Raw genomic sequence first — 18597 nt, forward strand, 5'->3', positions numbered from 1 at the left:
CAACTGCGGCAAAAGAAAGCATTCGCGGGGATTGCATGACAGGGCCCTTTCTAGTGGCCTTTGCGATACGAACGCCCTTCACACGTACGCCCCCGCGAAGCGGTTCAGGCCGCGAACCCGCCCTGCCGCGACTTTTCACGGATCACCTGGTCAGAGCCGCGCAAAGGCTCCGAATCGTGGCCTGGATCACGGATCCGGCGGCCCTCAGGGAAGCTCGGCGCCCGTGGGGGTGCGCGATTCCCAGGCGGCCCAGAGCCGGGCGTACCGGCCTCCCGCGGTGACCAGCTCGGCGTGCGGCCCGGACTCCACGATGGCGCCGTGCTCCAGGACCACGATCCGGTCGGCGGCGGCGGCCTGGGTCAGCCGGTGCGCCACGACCAGCGCGGTCCGGCCCCGCAACGCGGCCGTGGCCGCCCCCTCCAGCGCCCGGGCACCCGCGCTGCCGGCTTCGGCGGTCGCCTCGTCCAGCACCGCCACGGCCGGATCGAGCAGGACGAGCCGGGCCAGGGCGAGTTGCTGCGCCTGCGCGGCGGTCAGGTCGTGGCCGCCCTCGCCGACGACCGTGTCCAGCCCCTCGGGCAGCGCCCGGGCCCATTCCAGCGCCCCGACCGTCGCCAGGGCGGCCTCGACGTCGGCGACGGCCGCTCCCGGCCGGGCCAGCCGCAGATCCTCGCTGAGGGGGCCGGCGAAGACATGCGTCTCCTGGCTGACGATCGCCACGGTGTGCGCGGGCAGGTCGGCGACCGGTACGCCGCCGACCCGGGCGGTGCCGCTGCCGGGCCGCAGGACGCCGGCGGCGATCGACGCCACGGTGGTCTTGCCGGCGCCGGTCGAGCCGACGAGCGCGACCCGCTCCCCCGGCGCGACCCGCAGCGACACGTCGTGCACCACCGCAGTGACGCCGTCGTAGCTGAAGCCGACGCCTTCCAGCGACAGCGACGTGTCGGCCGGCCGGCGTCCGCCGGCGCGCTGCTCCTGCGGCATCCGCTGGACGCCGACAAGGCGGGCCAGGCTCGCCCCGGCGGCCTGCATCTCGTCGAAGGTGAACAGCAGCATCGCCACCGGATTGAACAGCCGGTGGAACAGCAGGGCGGCCGCCGACGTCTCGCCGACGGTGACCGCGCCCCGGCGCACCAGCAGGAAGCCCATCGCAAGGATCGTTGCCAGCCCGAGGAACTCGGCCCGGTTGATCCGGCCGACGAAGCGGGTGAACAGCGCGAAGACGTTCACCGAGAGATCACGGGCCAGGGCGGAGGCGCCGTCGATGTCGCGCAGGTGCCGATCCTCCAGCCGGTAGGCGTGCACCGTACGCAGGCCCTGCATGCTCTCGACGAGCATCTGGGACCGTTCGGCGACCGCCGCCCGCTCCTGGGCGTACCGGGGCGCCGACCGCGGCAGATACCAGCGGAGGGCGGCCACGTAGAACGGCACCGCGAGGGCACCGGCAAGCCCGAGCCGCCAGTCGATGGCCGCCATCGCACCGAGGCTCAGCACGGCGAGCAGCACGGCCGAGATCAGCTCGGGCAACACCTCGGAGACGGCCTTGCCGATCGCCGCGATGTCGGCGCCCACCCGCGACAGCAGGTCGCCGCGGCCGGCGCGGTCGAGCACGAGCGCGGGCAGCCGCAGCGCGGTCGCCACGGTGCTCTCGCGCAGGTCGGCGAGCATCCGGGCACCGAGCCGGCCGGCCAGGTACGTGGACAACCCGGTCGCCGCCCCACCGACCACCGCGGCGACCACGATGACGACCGAGAGGCCGGCGATCGCGGAGGCGCCGGCGCCGGCCCGGACCCGGTCGACGAGCAGGCCCAGCGCGTACACGGGAGCGATCGAGGCGGCGGCCGCGAGCAGACCGGCCACCGCCGTGCCGGTCACCTCGCCGCGGCGTCCGCGCAGCTCGTTTCGCAGCCAGTCCCAGCTCTGCCTCGCGGAGGCGATCGGCAGGCTGTCCGCCCGTTCGTCGGTCATCGCAACACCAGCCGGCGGTAAAGGTCGTCGCAGGCACCGAGGTCGACATGCGCGCCCTCGGCGGTGACCACGCCGTCCCCGAGGACGACCACCCGGTCGGTGGCGGCGAGCAGGGCCGGGCTGCTGGTGATCACGACCGTGCCGAAGCCCGACCCCGGGCCGTGCCGCAGCGCGCGGATGCCCTGAGCGATGGCGTGCTCGGTGACCGCGTCGACGGCCGTGGTCGGGTCGTGCAGCACCAGCACCGGCGGCCGGGCGAGCAGGGCGCGGGCCAGGGCGACCCGCTGCCGCTGGCCACCGGAGAGGCTGGCGCCCCGCTCGGAGACCGGTGCGTCGAGACCACCGGGATGGGTCGCGACCACCTCGTCGGCCGCCGCCGCGGCGAGCGCCTCGGTGAGCGCGCCGCCGTCCGCGTGCACGGCCACGTTGGCCGCGAGGGTGCCGGTGAACAGGTCCGCGTGGTGGGGCTCCACCAGCAGCAGGCGCCGGGCCTGGTCCCGGTCGATCTCGTCGATCGGTACGCCGCCGAGCAGCACCGTACCCTCGTATCCGGCCGGGACGGCGAGCAGTTTGACCAGGGCCTCGGCGTCGGCCGGCCGGCGCGCCACGACGCCGACGAACTCACCGGGGCGCACGTGCAGGTCCAGACCCGCGAGCGGGCCGTGGCGCACCCCGCTCAGGTGCAGCTCGCACGGCCGGTCGGCGGGGGCCGCGGCGCCCTCCGGCAGGAGCAGACCGGCGTCGGCGACCTGGGCGACCCGGTCCGCCGACGCGCGCGCCCCGGCGATGAGGCCGGGCACGACCGCGAGCAACCCGAAGGGCTCGACGAGGAACTGCGCGGAGCCGATCACGGTGATGAACTGGCCGACGGTGATGCGGCCGGTGAGGGCGAACCACCCGGCGAGGATCGCGATGCCGCACGCCAGCAGCGTGCTGAGGGTGGTGGAGGCGGCGAGGTAGCCGCCCTGCGTCCGCGCGGCACGCAGGGTGGCGGCGAGCGAGCGGCGGCTCACCGCGCGGTAGCGGTCGGCGGCCGCTTCCTGCGCGCCGATGCCGCGCAGCGACCGCAGGCCGGAGACCAGATCGACGGCGAGCGAGGTGGCCCGACCCGCCTGCTCCTGCTGGTCGGCGACCCGCTTGGTGATCCGCGGGGAGCCGACCTGCAGCACGATCAGCACCACCGGCGTGGCGACCAGCACCGCGAGCCCCAGCGGTACGGAGATCAGCAGCAGCGTGACGGCACTCACCGCGGTGGCCACGACGGCGCCGGCGATCCGCGGCACGTAGTCGAGCAGGTACGACGTGTTGTCGGCGTCGGTCGTGGACACGGTCAGCAGGTCCCCGGCGCGCAGGTCGGTCCGGACCCCGCGCGGGTGCAGGATCTTCGCGGCGACCTCCACCCGCAGCAGGTGCGCCTCCTCGGCGATCGCCGCCACCAGCAGCCGCGACCCGAGCCGGTACGCCGAGGTCAGCACGGCGAAGACCAGGCCGAGCGCCCCGATCCACAGCGCCAGCGCGGTGCCGTCGCCCGGCGTGACGGCACGGTCGACGATCACGCCGACGAGGACCGGGATCGCCGCCTCGCAGGCCTGGAACACGCCGATGAGGGCGGTGCCGGCCGACAGGCGCCGGCCGTTGCGGCCGATCGTCCTGCGCAGGATGCGGCTGCCGGGTGACACGCTGACTCCTTCGCGCTGTCGCGGATGCGCCGGCTCTCCTCGACGGGGCCGTCCGCGCAGGGGAGGCTAGCCTAAGCCGGGGCGGCGAACCGTGAGCAGGCTCTCACCAGCGGTCGAGCAGCGCCGACAGGACGGCGAGCGCGGCCACTCCGGCGGTGGAGGTCCGCAGCACCGCGTCGCCGAGCCGCACCGGCTGCGCGCCGGCGGCGACGAACGCGCCCACCTCCTGGTCGCTGATCCCGCCCTCCGGGCCGACGACCAGCACGATCTCCCCCGCGGCCGGCAGCTTCGCCGCGGTCAGCCGGTCGGTCGCCTCCTCGTGCAGCACGAAGGCGGCAGTGGCGGCCGACAGCCGCGCGGCGGCCTGCTTGGTCGGCACGTCGGGGTCGCCGGAGACCACCGGCAGCCAGGGCCGGCGCGCCTGCTTGGCCGCCTCGCGCGCGGTGGAGACCCACTTCTCCCGGGCGCGTACGCCCCGGTCGCCGCGCCACTGCGCCACCGACCGCGACGCGGCCCAGGGCACGATCTCGTCGACCCCGATCTCCGTCATCGCCTGCACGGCGAGCTCGCCACGGTCTCCCTTCGCGATCCCCTGCACGACGACCAGCCGAGGATCCGGCGCCGGGGCGAAGGTCCGCTCCCCGACCTCGACGTCGACGCTGCCCCGGCCGACCCCGGTGACCTCGGCGCGCACCGAGCCACCCCGCCCGTCGGCGAGGATGAGCGCCTCACCGGTCCGGAGTCGCTGCACGTCGGCAGCGTGATGACCTTCCCGGCCCGACAGCGTGAAGCGCCGGGAGGTAGGCAGGTCCTCGACGAGGAACAGGGGTGCGGACACGGTCAGTGGCCGTTGAAGGCGTCCCGCATGCGCGAGAAGAACCCGCCCTGCTTGCTCAGCTCGGCCACGTCCTCGCCGCGCGTCTTGGCGAAGTCGCGCAGCATCCGCTCCTGGTCGGCGGTGAGCTTGGTCGGGGTCTTCACGTCCAGGTGCACGAAGAGGTCGCCGCGGCCCTGCCCGCGCAGATGCGGCACGCCCTTGCCGCGTACCCGCAGGGTCGATGCCGGCTGGGTGCCGGGCTTGACCTCGATGTTCTCCTCCGAGTCGAGGGTCTTGATGGTCAGTCGGGTGCCCAGGGCCGCGGCCGTCATCGGCAGCGTGACCCGGCAGTGCAGGTCGTCGCCCTTGCGGGAGTAGACGTCGTGCGGACGCTCGTGGATCTCCACGTAGAGGTCGCCGGCCGTGCCGCCGCCGGGGCCCACCTCGCCCTGCTGGGCCAGGCGGATCCGCATGCCGTCCTCGACGCCGGCCGGGATCTTGACGGTCAGCGAGCGCCGGGTCCGGATCCGGCCGTCGCCGGCGCAGGTCGGGCAGGGCTGCGGGATGACCGTGCCGTGGCCCTGGCAGTTCTGACAGGGGCGCGACGAGACGACCTGGCCCAGGAAGGTGCGCTGCACCGACTGGACCTCGCCCCGGCCGCCACAGGTCTCGCAGGTGGCCAGGTGGGTGCCGGGCGCGGTGCCGGCGCCGGAGCACTGGGTGCAGAGCACCGCGGTGTCGACCGTGATCGGCGCCTCGACCCCGAACGCGGTCTCGACCAGGTCGAGTTCCAGGCGCAGGATGGCGTCGGCACCGGGCCGCGTGCGCGGCCGCGGACCCCGGGCACCGCCGCCTCCCGCGGCCGTGCCGAAGAACGCGTCCATGATGTCCTGGAAGCCGACGAACGGGCCGGCGCCGCCGGGACCGCCCGGGCCCGCGCCCGCGCCGCCGCCGGGGGCGAGGGGGTCGCCGCCCAGGTCGACGATCTGCCGCTTCTGGTCGTCGGAGAGGACCTCGTAGGCGGCGTTGATGTCCTTGAACTTCTCGTGCGCCTCAGGGTCCGGATTGACGTCCGGGTGGTACTGACGGGCCAGCTTGCGGTAGGCACGCTTGATCTCGTCGTCGGTGGCTTCGCGGCTGATGCCGAGAATTCCGTAGTAGTCCTTGGCCACAGGGTTTCGAGTCCTCATGTCTGCCCCGCGCGGTAAAGCGCCGGAGACCGTCGTCGCTTGTGCGTCAGTGCCGTGCTGCCTGTTTCAGTTCTGGGCCAGCAGATCGCCAACGTAGCGTGCCACGGCGCGCACGGTGGCGATGGTGCCGGGGTAGTCCATCCGGGTCGGCCCCAGCACGCCGAGGCCACCAACGATTGTCGTACCCGGTCCGTAACCGGTGCTCACCACCGACGCCGCCCGCAGATTGTCGATCTCGTTCTCGTCGCCGATGCGGACCCGAGTCGTGCTCGGCTCCACCTCGCCGATGAGCTTGAGCAGGATGACCTCCTCCTCCAGGGCTTCCAGCACCGGGCGCAGCGAGCCCTGGAAGTCCAGGACGCCGCCGCGGGTCAGGTTGGCCGTGCCGGCCAGGGCGAGACGTTCGTCACTGCGCTCGACCAGGGTCTCCATGAGCACGGAGGCCACGCACGCCATCGTGCTGCGCTTCTCCGGGGCGGACTCGTCGACCAGGGCCTGCACCAGCGGCGGCGTGTCGGCGAGCTTCACCCCGGTCAGCTTGGCGTTGACCTTGCGCCGCATGTCCAGCACGTCGTCGGGGTGGGTCGGCTGGGGCAGCTCGAGGAGCCGCTGCTCGACCCGGCCGGTGTCGGCGATCATCACGAGCATGAGCCGGGTGCTGGAGATCGGCACCAGCTCGAGGTGGCGCACGGCGGAGCGCGAGAGGCTCGGATACTGCACGACGGCGACCTGGCGGGTGAGCTGGGCGAGCAGGCGCACCGTGCGGTGCACCACGTCGTCCAGGTCGACCGCGCCGGCGAGGAACCGCTCGATGGCCCTGCGCTCGGCCGGACTCAGCGCCTTGACCCGCGACAACCGGTCCACGAAGAGTCGGTAGCCGGCGTCGGTGGGCACCCGGCCCGCGCTGGTGTGCGGCTGGCGGATGTAGCCCTCCTCCTCCAGCACGGCCATGTCGTTGCGGACGGTGGCCGGGGAGACGCCGAGCTGGCGGCGCTCGACCAGGGCCTTGCTGCCGACCGGCTCCTGGGTGGCAACGTAGTCCTCGACGATGGCACGGAGCACCTCGAGCTTGCGGTCATCGAGACTCATGACCCCTCCCTCTTGTCCCTGGCACTCCGTCGAGTCGAGTGCCAGTCTACGACGCACCTGGCCCGCGCGCGATGATCGACCGATGATGTGGGAGCTACTTAGCCGAGTGTCTATTCTTCGGGCTACCTCGGGTGTTGCCCTCGCCACGACCGACCTGCGGTCATACCGTGTTCGCCATGACTGAACCGCCGCGCCCGCCCGGTGAGGGAAATCCCTCGGACCCCACCGCGCCGCTCAACCCATATCCGGGCAGCGACCCCACCGGGGCCGCCCCGCCGCCGCCCCCCACCTACGGAGCCCCTCAGCCCCCGCCCTACGGCACGACTCCCCCGCCGCCCACCTCCGGCGCGGGCGGATACGGTCCCCCGCCCGGTTCCGGCGCCCCGTACGGCGGCCCGCCGCCCGGACAGCCCTACGGCGCTCCCGGCGCCTACGGCCAGCAGCCCGGCTACCCGCCGCACGGCTACGGCCCGGGCGGCGGCGACGAGAAGACCTGGATCCTGGTCGCGCACTTCGGTGGTGCGGCGGGTGCCTTCCTCGGCGGCGGCTGCTCCGGCTGGATCGCCCCACTGGTCGCCATGCTCGCCAAGGGCAATCAGTCGCCGTACGTACGGGCCGAGGCGGTCAAGGCGCTGAACTTCCAGCTCCTCTGGACGATCATCGCGGTCATCGGCTACGCCACGATCTGCATCGGCATCGGCATCTTCGTCGCCATCGGGGCCTGGCTGGTCGCCACGATCCTGGGCGTCATCGCCGGCGTGAAGGCGAGCAACAACGAGCCGTACAACTATCCGATGTCGGTCTCGATGATCAAGTAGTGCGATGGGCGGCGCCGGCTCTCGGCGGTGCCGCCCCGCCAGACGAGTCAGACGAGGTCGCGGATCACGGCATCCGCCAGGAGGCGGCCCCGCAGGGTGAGAACGGCCCGGCCCCGCCCGTACGGGATCGGCTCCAGAAGCCCGTCCGCCAAGGCCCGCCGCGCCCCGTCCTCCCGGGCCAGGCCGAGCGGCAGCCCCTCGGCGAGCCGCAGCCGCAGCATGACCTCCTCGATCCTGCGGTCCTCGCCGGTCAGCACCTCCCGGCCGAGCCCGGGCGAGACCCCGTCGGCCAGCCTCTTCGCGTACGCGGAAGGGTGCTTGACGTTCCACCACCGCACCCCGCCGACGTGGCTGTGCGCGCCCGGACCGAGGCCCCACCAGTCGCCACCGGTCCAGTACAGGCGGTTGTGCCGGCAGCGCGCCTCCTCGGACGTCGCCCAGTTGGAGACCTCGTACCAGGAGAATCCCGCCGCGGAGAGGGCACGCTCGGCGGCCAGGTAGCGGTCGGCCGCGACGTCGTCCTCCGGGTACGGCAGCTCGCCGCGGCGCATCCGGGCGGCGATCCGTGTGCCGTCCTCGACGATCAGCGAGTACGCGCTGACATGATCGACCCCGGCCCCGATCACGGCGTCGAGCGAGGCGGCGAAGTCGTCGGCGGTCTCCCCCGGCGTCCCGTAGATCAGGTCCAGGTTGACGTGGTCGAAGCCGGCCTCCCGGGCCTCCTCGGCGGCCCGAGGCGCCCGCCCGGCGGTGTGCCGGCGGTCGAGGATCGCGAGCACGCCGGGCGATGCCGACTGCATGCCCAGCGAGATGCGGTTGTAGCCGGCCTTGCGCAGCGCCTGCAGCGAGGCCGGGGTCACCGACTCGGGGTTCGCCTCCGTGGTGATCTCCGCGTCCGCCGCCAGACCCCAGATGCGGTCGATGCCCTCCAGGATCCGGCCCAGGTCGGCCGGGTCGAGCAGGGTGGGCGTGCCGCCGCCGACGAAGACGGTGTCGACCCGCGCCCGCAGGATCCCGCCGGCGAGCTCGAGCTCGCGCAGCACCGTGTCCGCGTACTCGTCCCGGCTCGCCCCGCCGCCCAGCTCACTCGCCGTGTACGTGTTGAAGTCGCAGTAGCCGCACCGGCTCGCGCAGAACGGCACGTGGACGTATACGCCGAAGCCGTGGCGCCCGGCCTCGCGCAGCGCCGGGGCGGGCAGCGAGCCGTCGGCCGGTACGGGCTCGCCGTCGGGCAGGGGACCTGGCATCTGCCAAGTGTGCACGGACACCGTTAGGGTTCGGTCATGGCTCTGGTCCGTACCGTCACCGACGCCGGGGTTACCACCCTGACGCTGGACAGCCCCTCGAACCGCAACGCGCTGTCCTCCCAGCTCATGACCGATCTGCTCAACGGCCTCGCCGCCGCGCTGACCGACGCCGGCGTCCGGGCGGTGGTGATCTCCCATACCGGCCCGGTGTTCTGCTCCGGCGCCGACCTGAAGGAGACCGCCGAGGCCCGGGAGAACGGCCGGGTGCCGGCCGAGCTGCTCGCCGACGTGCTGGCGGCGATCTGGGAGTTCCCCAAGCCCGTCGTGGCCCGGGTCGGCGGTCCGGCCCGCGCCGGCGGGCTCGGCCTGGTCGCCGCCGCCGACATCGCCGTCTGCACCCGCGACGCCACCTTCGCCTTCTCCGAGGTACGGCTCGGTGTGATCCCGTCCGTGATCAGTGCCACGGTGCTGCCGCGGCTGGCGCCCCGGGCCGCCGCCGAGCTGTACCTGACCGGGAACGTGTTCGACGGCGCCCGGGCGGAGCAGATCGGTCTGGTCACCGCCGCGGTCGAGGCCGAGGGCCTGGATGCGGCCGTGAGCGCGTACTGCGACTCCCTGGTCAAGGGCGGTCCCCTCGCGCTGGCCGGCACCAAGCAGTTGTTGCGCCGCCCCCCGGGCGGGTCCATCCGTGCCGATCTCGCCGAGCTGTCCGAGCGCTCCGCGGCATACTTCAAGTCCGACGAGGGACGCGAAGGGGTGACCGCCTTCCGGGAGAAGCGCCCGGCGAGCTGGGTGCCGGTCACGTAAGAGGCAGGCGATCGTTGTCTACGCTTGTCGCCGACGACAAGGGGAGGCAGCGGTGAAGCGGAAGCCGGTCGCGGTGGCCGTAGTGGTCATCCTCATCGGTGCGCTCGGCCTGTTCTTCGCCGGCAAGTCCTTCACCGGCGGGCTCAAGCTGCCACGGCTCGGACCGGAGTGCACGGTCCGGGCCGACGGCGAGGTCACCCTCGACTCCGTGCAGATGGCTAACGCGGCGACGATCTCGGCCGTCGGCATGCGGCGCAAGATGCCCGAGCGGGCCGTCGTGGTAGCGCTGGCCACCGCCTTCCAGGAATCCAAGCTGGAGAATCTGGACACCGGCGACCGTGACTCGCTCGGCCTCTTCCAGCAGCGGCCCAGCCAGGGGTGGGGCACCCCGGAGAAGATCCAGGACCCTCGGTACGCGGCGGACAAGTTCTACGCCGCGCTCAAGAAGGTCAAGGGCTGGAAGACGATGCGGGTCACGGACGCGGCGCAGAAGGTGCAGCGGTCGGCGTTCCCGAACGCGTACGAGAAGTGGGCCGACGAGTCCGAGGTGCTCGCCCGCGCGCTCACCGGGCGGGCGACCGGCGCCGTCGAGTGCACGGTCAGCGGCAAGCCCGCGCTGCGGGGCGCGGCCGCGGCGGCCGCTTTGGCGGAGGTGTTCACCCTGGACTGGGGCATCGAGGCGACGACGGCGGCCGACGTCACCGTCGCCGTCAAGGACCCGAGCTCGGGCTGGCGCTACGCGCACTGGCTGGTGTCGCACGCCGAAACCACCGGCCTCGAACGGGTACGTTTCGCCGACCGCGAATGGACCGCGCCGGACGGGAAGTGGCAGCCCGTAACCGGCGACCGCCGGGTCGGCAGCGAGACGGTGGTGGCCGAGGTCTTCCGCTGACCTGCGGCGTTCCTGGATTCATTCCTGTATTCACGAGGATGCGCACCGGTCGGCGTCGTCGCGTACGGCTTTCCTGGTCATAGCGCTGCGTATACATCGACATGGACAGACAGCGACCGTACTGGTACTAGTTACTTCCGTGCTCCAAGCCCTGGAATGGATCCTGTTCGGAGCCGCGAGCGTCGGAGCCTTCGCCGTCGGGCTGAGCCGCCACCGGCCGGCCCGCCTCGCACCCTGGCTCCTGCTCGCCGCATCGATCGTCTGCCTCACCGTCGGTGATGTCTGTTACGCGCTGGCCGCGCGCGACGCCGCGTCGATCTTCTACCTGACGATGTTCGTCTTCGTGGCGCTCGCGCTGCTGCAGTTCACCCGCAGAGGCGCCCTGCTCATGAGCCGCGCCCGACTCATCGACCTGCTCGCCGCCGCCTGCGCGGCCCTGCTCGTCGGATGGGTCTTCCTGATCGGCGACAGCGGCAGGATCGGCGCCATCTCCGCGACGGACGTGATCGGCGCGCTGCTGCTCATCGGGGTCACCGTCCGGCTGGCGGCGGCGGCCTGGTTCAACTGGTCGGCCCTGCTGCTCTGCACGGGCGCGATCGGCATGCTCGCCAGCGACGTCGCGTACGGCCTGGACCCACGGTGGCCGAGCGAGATCGGCTACATGGTCCTCTACGTCGCGTGGGGCGCGGCCGCCCTGCACCCCTCGATGGTCCGCCTGACCAGCCCGATCCCGACACACCCGCCCCCGTGGCAGGGCCGCTGGGCGGCGCTGCTGGGCCTCTCGGTCGCCACACCCCCGCTGGTCCTGCTGGTCGAGGCGGTGTCGGGCACGGTCACCGACGGCGTGGTCATCGCGGTGGCCTCCACCCTTACCCTGGTGCTGACGATCACCCGCCTCGCCGACTCGGTCACGCTCAACAGCCAGGCCCTGGTCCGCGAACGAGCCCTGCGCGAGGCCAGCGCGGCCCTGGTCGCCGCCGCGGACGAGGCCGCCGTCGACCGCGCCGTCCACGGAGCGGTGGCCCAGCTCCTGCCTCCGAACGACCTGACGCGCGTGGTGTTCGCCACCGACGACCGCCAGCTCGCCCTCGAGGCCTTACCCCCGGCGGCGAGCGGCCCCCGCCCGCGCAGCTGGTGGCTCGATCCTTCCCACTCCCCCGACTCCAGGGAAGCAGGCGACGTCACGCTGGTGTGCCCCCTCTGGCTCGAACCCCTGGCGGTCGCCCGCCCCAGCGGCGGCGCCCTCGTCCTCGAGGGCCGCCGCGACATCCTGGCCGCCAGCCGCGACGCCCTCGAGGTCCTCGCCGGCCAGGCGGCCCTGGCCCTGGACCGCATCAGCCTGGTCGACGCGGTCGGCCGCCGAGACAGCGACCTCTACCTGCGCGCGGTCATCCGCAACACCGCGGACATCATGCTGGTGGTCGACGACGACCAGGTCATCCGCTACGCCAGCCCCGCCCTGCACGACCTGATGGGCACCGACGAGCTCCCGCCGTTCGCCACGCTGCTGGACCTGGTCCACCCCGACGACACCAGCCACGTCCGCCGCGCCCTCCGCGAGGACGGCGACGGGGTGCTGTACTGCGCCCTGCGCCGCCCCGACGACACCCAGATCCTCGTCGAGGCCACGTACCGCGATCTGCGCGGGGACCGTCTGGTCCAGGGCTTCGTGGTGACGATCCGCGACGTGACGCGGGCCCACGACCCGGTCGAACGGATCCCCCATGTGGAGCATGTCGACGCATTGCCGGCCTGGGTCAACCGCCGCAGCGCGCAGCACAAGTTTCGCTATTAGGGGTTTTGGGGGACATTCCACTTCATCAGTACGGGTGCACCAACGTCCCGTGGCACACACCCGGCCCAGGACCCGGTCCAGGCCGTTGCGGGCGCGCCGGGCTGACCTTCCAGGTCGGGCCCCCGCTTCCCTGCCCGCGCGCGCTCTCCTACCCGCGCGCTTCCCCGCCCGCGCCCGCTCTGCCACGCGCCTTCCTGCCCGCGCGGGCACCGGCGCCGACCGTGGCCTCGCGCTCGTGTTCGTGCTGACCGGCATCGTCGGCCTGTTCGCGACCGCCCTCGCGCTGCGCAGCGGTCCATACCAGCGGTTGAGCCGCCGGTACGCGGCGGTTCCGACGACCGCTGCCGAACCGAGCCCGCATGGTCGGCGCTGAGCCCTTGGCGCCCTCGTGGTCGCAGGCGGACGTAGCTGGAACGTCACCATCTCGATACGCTGCGCCTACTTGCACCGTTATCAGGCACATCGGCTACGGGAGTTCGCGAGATGCCTGCTGCCTGCACCGATCCGATCAGGGAAACCACCATGCGGCGGACACCGTGGCAGCGGCGCGGAGGACTGCTCGCCGTTCTCGTTCTCGCCCTGTCCGCGCTGCTGCCCGTTGGGCGTGCCGAGGCCGCTGGTCCGGCAGCCGGCTTCGTCCACCCAGCCGGTCCCGTCCATCCGGCTGAGTGCGCCCGCGAGGGCGCGTTCAATGATCTGGGCCCGGTGCTGTCCACGCTGACGCTGATGCGCGGCGTGCTCGGGACGCGCGCCGGCCGGCCGGTCTGGTACTCGGTGGTGGCCGGCGACGACGCGCGGATCAACGTGGTCGACGCTCTCACCCGCGAGCTGGTCACCACCACGCCGATGCGCGGAGCCGCCGGGGCGTGGGCGCTCACCGTAGCCTCCGACGGCCGGCTCTACGTGGGCACGTACAACAGTGGCCGGTTCTACCGGTTCGACCCGGCAAACGACCAACTCACCGACCTGGGCCAGCCGGTGCCGGAGGAGAGCTTCGTGTACGGCCTGAGCATCGGCCCGGACGGCACGGTGTACGGCGGCACCTACCCACACGGCCACGCCTTCGCCTATCACCCCACGTCCGGGGTGACCGACATCGGCGAGGTGAGCCCGGGTCACAGGTACGCCCGTGCCACAGCGTATAACCCCGACCACCACCAGCTCTTCGTCGGCCTGCCTGGGCCGGCCACGCTGGTCCGGATCGACCTGGCCACCGGCACCCGCACCACCGTCGACGCCGGCCTCGCTTCCCTCGGCACGCTGGACGACCTCGGCCTCGACTACGCCGGCGGTCGGGTGTTCGTGTACGGCGGCGGCGCGCTGGCCGTTGTGGACGCGGTGACCAGCGCGCGCCGGACCCTGGTCGACGGGTCGACCGGCGCGGGCGTGGCGACGTACCCGATGGACTCGCGCGGCGTCTCGCCGGTGTCACCGGACGGCGCCGCGGTGTACCTCACCAGCGGATCAGCGCTGCGCCGGTACGACCTGGCCGCGGACCGGATAGACCCTGTCGTGCCGGCCGCCGGGACACCGGCGGTGGATGGCCCGGCCATCGGGTACGGCTGGATCGACGGCGCGCTGTACGGTCTCGCCGGCAACTACCGCGGCCGCGGGTTCACCTACGACCCGGGCACCCGGCGCCTGGACCGGTACACGCTCGCCTTCGCGCCCGCCCCAGTGCAGCTCGCCCAGCTCACCACCGGACCGGACGGAGCCGTGTACGTCAGCGCATACATCAACGGCCAGCTTGCCCGGTACGATCCTGCGACCGGCCGGATCACCGCGCAGCCGCGGCTCGGGCAGGTCGAGGGCTGGCACTGGCGCGACGCCGCGATGTACGCCGGCATCTACCCGTACGGGGCGGTTCTGGCCCGGCACACCCTGTTCACCGGGCCAACCACGGCCAACGACGGCGAGCTGCTGCTCGGCCGGGACGAGCGGATCCACGTGCAGGCCGGCGGCCGGCTGTTCGAGGTGGACCTGTGGTGCCGGCGGGTAACCCAGATCGGCACCGGGTTGCTGTTCCGGCTGACCGCCGGGCACGCCGGCGACTTCTACAGCCTGCTGCGGACGGCCGATTCCACTGTGCCGAATCGGCTGGCCCGGTACGTGCCCCCGCCGCGCGGACCGGTCGGGCTGACCGCCGACCGGGACGCGCTCGCGGTCGCCCTCCGGGACCTGCCGGTACAGACCCGTCCACCGCACGCGGCCGTGCACGCCGACGAGGTCGGCTGAGCGGCGGGCGAGTGCCCGTGCGCGCGTTTCGGCGGCGCGGCACGGACGACGCCTTCCTGCCCGCGCACGCCTTCCTGCCAGGGCCCGGCCTCCTGCCCGTGCGCGCCTTGGTACCCGCGTGGTTCCCTGCCTGCGCCGCGGTTTGCTGCGCGCACACGCGAGACGCCGGGTCCATCAGGACCCGGCGCCTGCTGGTGGTGCGGTTCCTCCTCCAAGCCCCCGAGGGGCCCGAGGTCAGCGGCGGCTGTAGCCGCGACGACCGCCGATGCCGACCACCAGCGCCACACCCAGCGCGGCCAGCACGACCTGGAACAGCAGCTCGGTCCAGTCGACCCCACTGGTGTTGGCGACGCCGATGGCGCGGGCGAGCACGGTGCCCAGCAGCGCGGCGACGACACCGATGACCATCGTGAGCCAGATCGGAATATTCTGCTTGCCCGGTACGACCAGGCGGCCCAGAGCGCCGATGATGAGGCCGACGATGAGGGCGGTGATGATGCCGGTAACAGTCATTGGAGTACCTCCTCGGGGGTGGAGCATTCGTTGCGTCCGTCGCACCGCAGAGTTCCCGAGCACCTGAAAAATCAAACCGCGAAGTTGTCAGGAACCTTTCAGCCACTCCCTGCCGGTCTGACCGCGGCAAGGCCGTCTGCGCTGTTCGCGCCCCTTCACCCGCGGACAGCCGGTTCCGTCCCGCCGAGCGGAATCAGCCCCCTTGAACCACTCTCTCGGACCACCCACAAACGTCGGCGGCGCCCCGGATCATGGATCCGGGGCGCCGCCGACGAGAGGTCACTTCTTGGCGCCGCCCTTGGTGTCCGGGCCGTCCGAGGTCGACAGCGCGGCGATGAAGGCCTCCTGGGGGACCTCCACCCGGCCGACCATCTTCATCCGCTTCTTGCCTTCCTTCTGCTTCTCGAGCAGCTTGCGCTTACGGCTGATGTCACCGCCGTAGCACTTGGCGAGCACGTCCTTGCGGATGGCCCGGATCGTCTCGCGGGCGATGATCCGGCTGCCGATCGCCGCCTGGATCGGCACCTCGAACTGCTGCCGCGGGATCAGCTTCTGCAGCTTGGACGCGATCGTGACGCCGTAGTTGTAGGCCTTGTCCTTGTGCACGATCGCGCTGAACGCGTCCACCGGCTCGCCGTGCAGCAGAATGTCCACCTTCACCAGGTCGGCCACCTGCTCGCCGGAGGGCTCGTAGTCGAGGGACGCGTACCCCTTGGTCTTGCTCTTGAGCTGGTCGAAGAAGTCGAAAATGATCTCTGCGAGCGGCAGGGTGTAGCGCAGCTCCACCCGCTCGGAGGACAGGTACTCCATGCCGAGGAGGCTGCCGCGGCGACTCTGGCACAGCTCCATGACCGCGCCCACGTATTCGTTGGGCACCAGCACCGTCGCCCGCACCACCGGCTCGTGGATCTCGGCGATCTTGCCGCTCGGGAACTCGCTCGGGTTGGTGACGACGACTTCCTGCATGTCCTCGGTGACCACCTGATAGACCACGTTCGGCGCGGTGGAGATCAGGTCGAGGTTGAACTCCCGCTCCAGCCGCTCCCCGATGATCTCCAGGTGCAGCAACCCGAGGAAGCCGCACCGGAACCCGAAGCCGAGCGCCGCGGAGGTCTCCGGCTCGTAGGTGAGCGCGGCATCGTTGAGCTTGAGCTTGTCCAGCGCGTCGCGCAGCGCCGGATAGTCGGAGCCGTCGATCGGGTACAGCCCGGAGTACACCATCGGCTTCGGGTCTTTGTACCCGCCGAGCGGCTCCTTGGCCGGCCGCCCGTTGCCGGTGACGGTGTCGCCGACCCGGGACTGCCGCACATCCTTCACGCCGGTGATCAGGTAGCCGACCTCACCGACACCGAGCGCGCCGGCCTTCTCCATCTCCGGAGAGACGACCCCGATCTCGAGAAGCTCATGCACGGCCCCGGTCGACATCATCTTGATCCGGTCCCGCGCCTCGATCCGCCCGTCGATGACCCGGACGTACGTGACCACGCCCCGGTACACGTCGTACACGGAGTCGAAGATCATCGCCCGCGCGGGCGCGTCGGCATCGCCGACCGGCGGCTGGAACTGCCGGACGATCTCGTCGAGGAGATGCTCGACACCCTCGCCGGTCTTGCCGGAAACCTTCAGCACGTCACCGGGCTCGCACCCGATGAGCTTGGCGAGCTCCTCGGCATACTTTTCGGGCTGGGCGGCCGGAAGATCGATCTTGTTCAGCACGGGAATGATGTGCAGATCGTTCTCCATGGCCAGATACAGGTTGGCCAGGGTCTGCGCCTCGATCCCCTGCGCGGCGTCGACCAGGAGCACCGCCCCCTCACAGGCGGCGAGACTGCGAGACACCTCGTACGTGAAGTCGACGTGCCCGGGAGTGTCGATCATGTTGAGGACCGCGGACTCGCCCTGCTGCTCACCGGCCCGAACGACCCAGGGCATCCGCACGGCCTGGCTCTTGATCGTGATGCCACGCTCGCGCTCGATGTCCATGCGGTCGAGATACTGGGCGCGCATCTGCCGCGGGTCGACCACGCCGGTGATCTGCAGCATCCGGTCGGCCAAGGTCGACTTGCCGTGGTCGATGTGAGCGATGATGCAGAAGTTGCGGATACGACCCGGATCGGTCGCTCCGATGATGTTCACGCCGGGGTCGAGCGGTCCAGGCACGTTCGTCCGTTCTTCTCACGCAGGTCAGATCTGCCGACTGGCAACCGGCACGAGGTCCGGCCCTCCTATCGTCCCACGCCGCGAACCCACCCCGGACAAGACCCGATCCTCCAGGCTCGCCGACTTCCCGCGAACCTCCCCACCACAACCCGGTCAGACCAGGTCCGACCCGGTGAAACCTCGACCGCTCAGAAGCCGTGGAGCCCGACCGTTCACACTCGGTCCAGAGCCCGCTGCGGCACCACCCTGGGCAACTCGGCGGTGATGACGTCGCCGGGTCGAACCGTCCCGCCGCGCAGCACGACGGCCATGACACCGGCCCTCCGCACGAGGTTGCCGTCGGCATCCCTGCCGAGCACCTGCTTGAGCAGCCCGGTCCGGAAGCGATTGATCTGCTGGCAGGGATTACGCAACCCCATGACCACGATGGCAGGCCTCGGGTCGCCCGTCCCACTCCCCGACCCCGCAGCCGCGACAACAGCGGCAAGCACCGCGACGGCACCCTCGGTAGCCCCATCAAGCGGAACCCGCCGAGCAACAGCAACAACGTCATCCGCGCCACCACCGCCCGCCGCGTCCGACGCCGGGACACCCTCGGCAAGGCCAGCGCCGCCGGTCACGCCGATCACCGGACCACCACCGCCGGCCACGCCACCGCCGGCCGTGCCCGACGCCGCGACACTGCTCTCGGGGGCGCCGCCACTGCTCTCGGGGGCGCCGCCCGCCAAGCCACCGTCCGCCACGCTCGCCAAGGCCTCGTTCGTCACTCCCACCGCCCGGCCGACGGCTTTCGCGGCATCTCGTTGTGGCTCCACGGGCGGCCCGAAGCGGAGAATCGTTCCACAAGGGAGCGACGGGAGGTCGAGACCCACCGTGGTCACGTTCTCTCCCAGCGCGCCCGGAGCAACGTCGTAGCCGAGGTTCCGCACCTCTTCGTGCAGTTCGGCCTGCATCAGATGGACCTGCCGGAGGTTCGGCTGGGTCGGATCCGCGGCGACCCGGCTGCGGTGTCGGACCGTGACGCCGGCATGGATGTCGTCACGCACGCCGAGGCCAGCGACCAACTCGATCGCGTCCCGCTGCGGCTTGCTGAAGGAATAGGCATCGTTGCGGCTCACGGCCGCGACCGTGCCCCGCAGAGAGGCGACGCCCTGCCGAGAGATGCTCATCGCGGGTGCGTCCTGCCGAGGGATGCTCGTCGCGTGTGCGTCCTGCCGAGGGATGCCCACGGCGGGTGTGTCCTGAGGGATGCTCATCGCGCCAGTCTGTCCAATTCGTCCTCGGCGGACCGTCGCTCGGCGGCACCGAGAGTGGCAGATCACTCCAGGCCCGAGCAATGGGAGCGGCGGGGCGCTCCCGGCCCCAGCAACGGGGGTTACCCGGGTTC

General features: G+C 72.0%; 15 protein-coding genes. 6 read left to right on the top strand and 9 right to left on the bottom strand.

Going from position 1 to position 18597, the window contains the following annotated elements; translation table 11 throughout:
* Window positions 1-204: 204 nt before the first annotated feature.
* The 5 genes from EDD30_RS11710 to hrcA all read right to left on the bottom strand — a co-directional run bounded on the left by EDD30_RS11710 (window position 205) and on the right by hrcA (window position 6743).
* Window positions 205-1968: an ABC transporter ATP-binding protein gene (locus tag EDD30_RS11710; RefSeq protein ID WP_123678241.1), complete on the bottom strand. Its 1764-nt coding sequence runs from the start codon at window positions 1966-1968 to the stop codon at window positions 205-207.
* Window positions 1965-3647, bottom strand: a complete 1683-nt coding sequence (locus EDD30_RS11715; RefSeq protein ID WP_071810142.1) for an ABC transporter ATP-binding protein — start codon at window positions 3645-3647, stop codon at window positions 1965-1967. The genes EDD30_RS11710 and EDD30_RS11715 overlap by 4 nt, the downstream gene beginning before the upstream one ends.
* 103 nt (window positions 3648-3750) lie before the next feature.
* Entirely contained in the window at window positions 3751-4485 is a 735-nt protein-coding gene (locus tag EDD30_RS11720) for a 16S rRNA (uracil(1498)-N(3))-methyltransferase (protein WP_071810143.1), read from the bottom strand.
* A 2-nt stretch (window positions 4486-4487) separates the two neighbouring features.
* Window positions 4488-5636, bottom strand: a complete 1149-nt coding sequence (gene dnaJ / locus EDD30_RS11725; RefSeq protein WP_189207278.1) for a molecular chaperone DnaJ — start codon at window positions 5634-5636, stop codon at window positions 4488-4490.
* Window positions 5637-5720: 84 nt separating this feature from the next.
* Window positions 5721-6743 (bottom strand): heat-inducible transcriptional repressor HrcA, encoded by a 1023-nt coding sequence (hrcA, locus tag EDD30_RS11730; RefSeq protein ID WP_071810145.1) that lies wholly within the window; start codon window positions 6741-6743, stop codon window positions 5721-5723.
* Between the two features lie 176 nt (window positions 6744-6919).
* Here hrcA and EDD30_RS11735 point away from each other — a divergent pair, with 176 nt between their 5' ends.
* Entirely contained in the window at window positions 6920-7561 is a 642-nt protein-coding gene (locus EDD30_RS11735) for a DUF4870 domain-containing protein (RefSeq protein WP_071810157.1), read from the top strand.
* Between the two features lie 47 nt (window positions 7562-7608).
* On the opposite strand, the gene hemW is transcribed toward EDD30_RS11735, so the two are convergent.
* Window positions 7609-8808 carry a radical SAM family heme chaperone HemW gene (gene hemW / locus EDD30_RS11740; RefSeq protein WP_071810146.1) on the bottom strand — a complete coding sequence of 400 codons (1200 nt, stop codon included), beginning with the start codon at window positions 8806-8808 and terminating at the stop codon, window positions 7609-7611.
* Window positions 8809-8844: 36 nt separating this feature from the next.
* Between hemW and EDD30_RS11745 the strand changes: the two genes are divergently transcribed.
* From EDD30_RS11745 to EDD30_RS11765, 5 genes are all read left to right on the top strand, one after another.
* Window positions 8845-9615 carry an enoyl-CoA hydratase-related protein gene (locus tag EDD30_RS11745; protein WP_071810147.1) on the top strand — a complete coding sequence of 257 codons (771 nt, stop codon included), beginning with the start codon at window positions 8845-8847 and terminating at the stop codon, window positions 9613-9615.
* A gap of 52 nt (window positions 9616-9667) precedes the next feature.
* Window positions 9668-10507 carry a hypothetical protein gene (locus EDD30_RS11750; RefSeq protein ID WP_071810148.1) on the top strand — a complete coding sequence of 280 codons (840 nt, stop codon included), beginning with the start codon at window positions 9668-9670 and terminating at the stop codon, window positions 10505-10507.
* Window positions 10508-10646: 139 nt separating this feature from the next.
* Window positions 10647-12302 carry a PAS domain S-box protein gene (locus tag EDD30_RS11755; RefSeq protein WP_071810149.1) on the top strand — a complete coding sequence of 552 codons (1656 nt, stop codon included), beginning with the start codon at window positions 10647-10649 and terminating at the stop codon, window positions 12300-12302.
* A 235-nt stretch (window positions 12303-12537) separates the two neighbouring features.
* Complete coding sequence (locus tag EDD30_RS11760; protein WP_211278077.1) at window positions 12538-12675, top strand: hypothetical protein; 138 nt, start codon at window positions 12538-12540, stop codon at window positions 12673-12675.
* A gap of 149 nt (window positions 12676-12824) precedes the next feature.
* A complete protein-coding gene (locus tag EDD30_RS11765; protein WP_071810150.1) occupies window positions 12825-14537 on the top strand; it encodes an NHL repeat-containing protein in 1713 nt (570 codons plus the stop codon).
* A gap of 234 nt (window positions 14538-14771) precedes the next feature.
* Here EDD30_RS11765 and EDD30_RS11770 read toward each other — a convergent pair whose 3' ends face one another.
* From EDD30_RS11770 to EDD30_RS11780, 3 genes are all read right to left on the bottom strand, one after another.
* Window positions 14772-15050 (bottom strand): GlsB/YeaQ/YmgE family stress response membrane protein, encoded by a 279-nt coding sequence (locus EDD30_RS11770; protein WP_071810151.1) that lies wholly within the window; start codon window positions 15048-15050, stop codon window positions 14772-14774.
* Window positions 15051-15329: 279 nt separating this feature from the next.
* Window positions 15330-17210, bottom strand: coding sequence for a translation elongation factor 4 (gene lepA, locus EDD30_RS11775; protein WP_071810152.1), 1881 nt, complete (start codon window positions 17208-17210; stop codon window positions 15330-15332).
* Between the two features lie 212 nt (window positions 17211-17422).
* Window positions 17423-18328, bottom strand: coding sequence for an MOSC domain-containing protein (locus EDD30_RS11780; protein ID WP_244945210.1), 906 nt, complete (start codon window positions 18326-18328; stop codon window positions 17423-17425).
* Window positions 18329-18597 lie beyond the last annotated feature (269 nt).

It is taken from the genome of Couchioplanes caeruleus (genome assembly GCF_003751945.1).
Lineage (GTDB): Bacteria > Actinomycetota > Actinomycetes > Mycobacteriales > Micromonosporaceae > Actinoplanes > Actinoplanes caeruleus.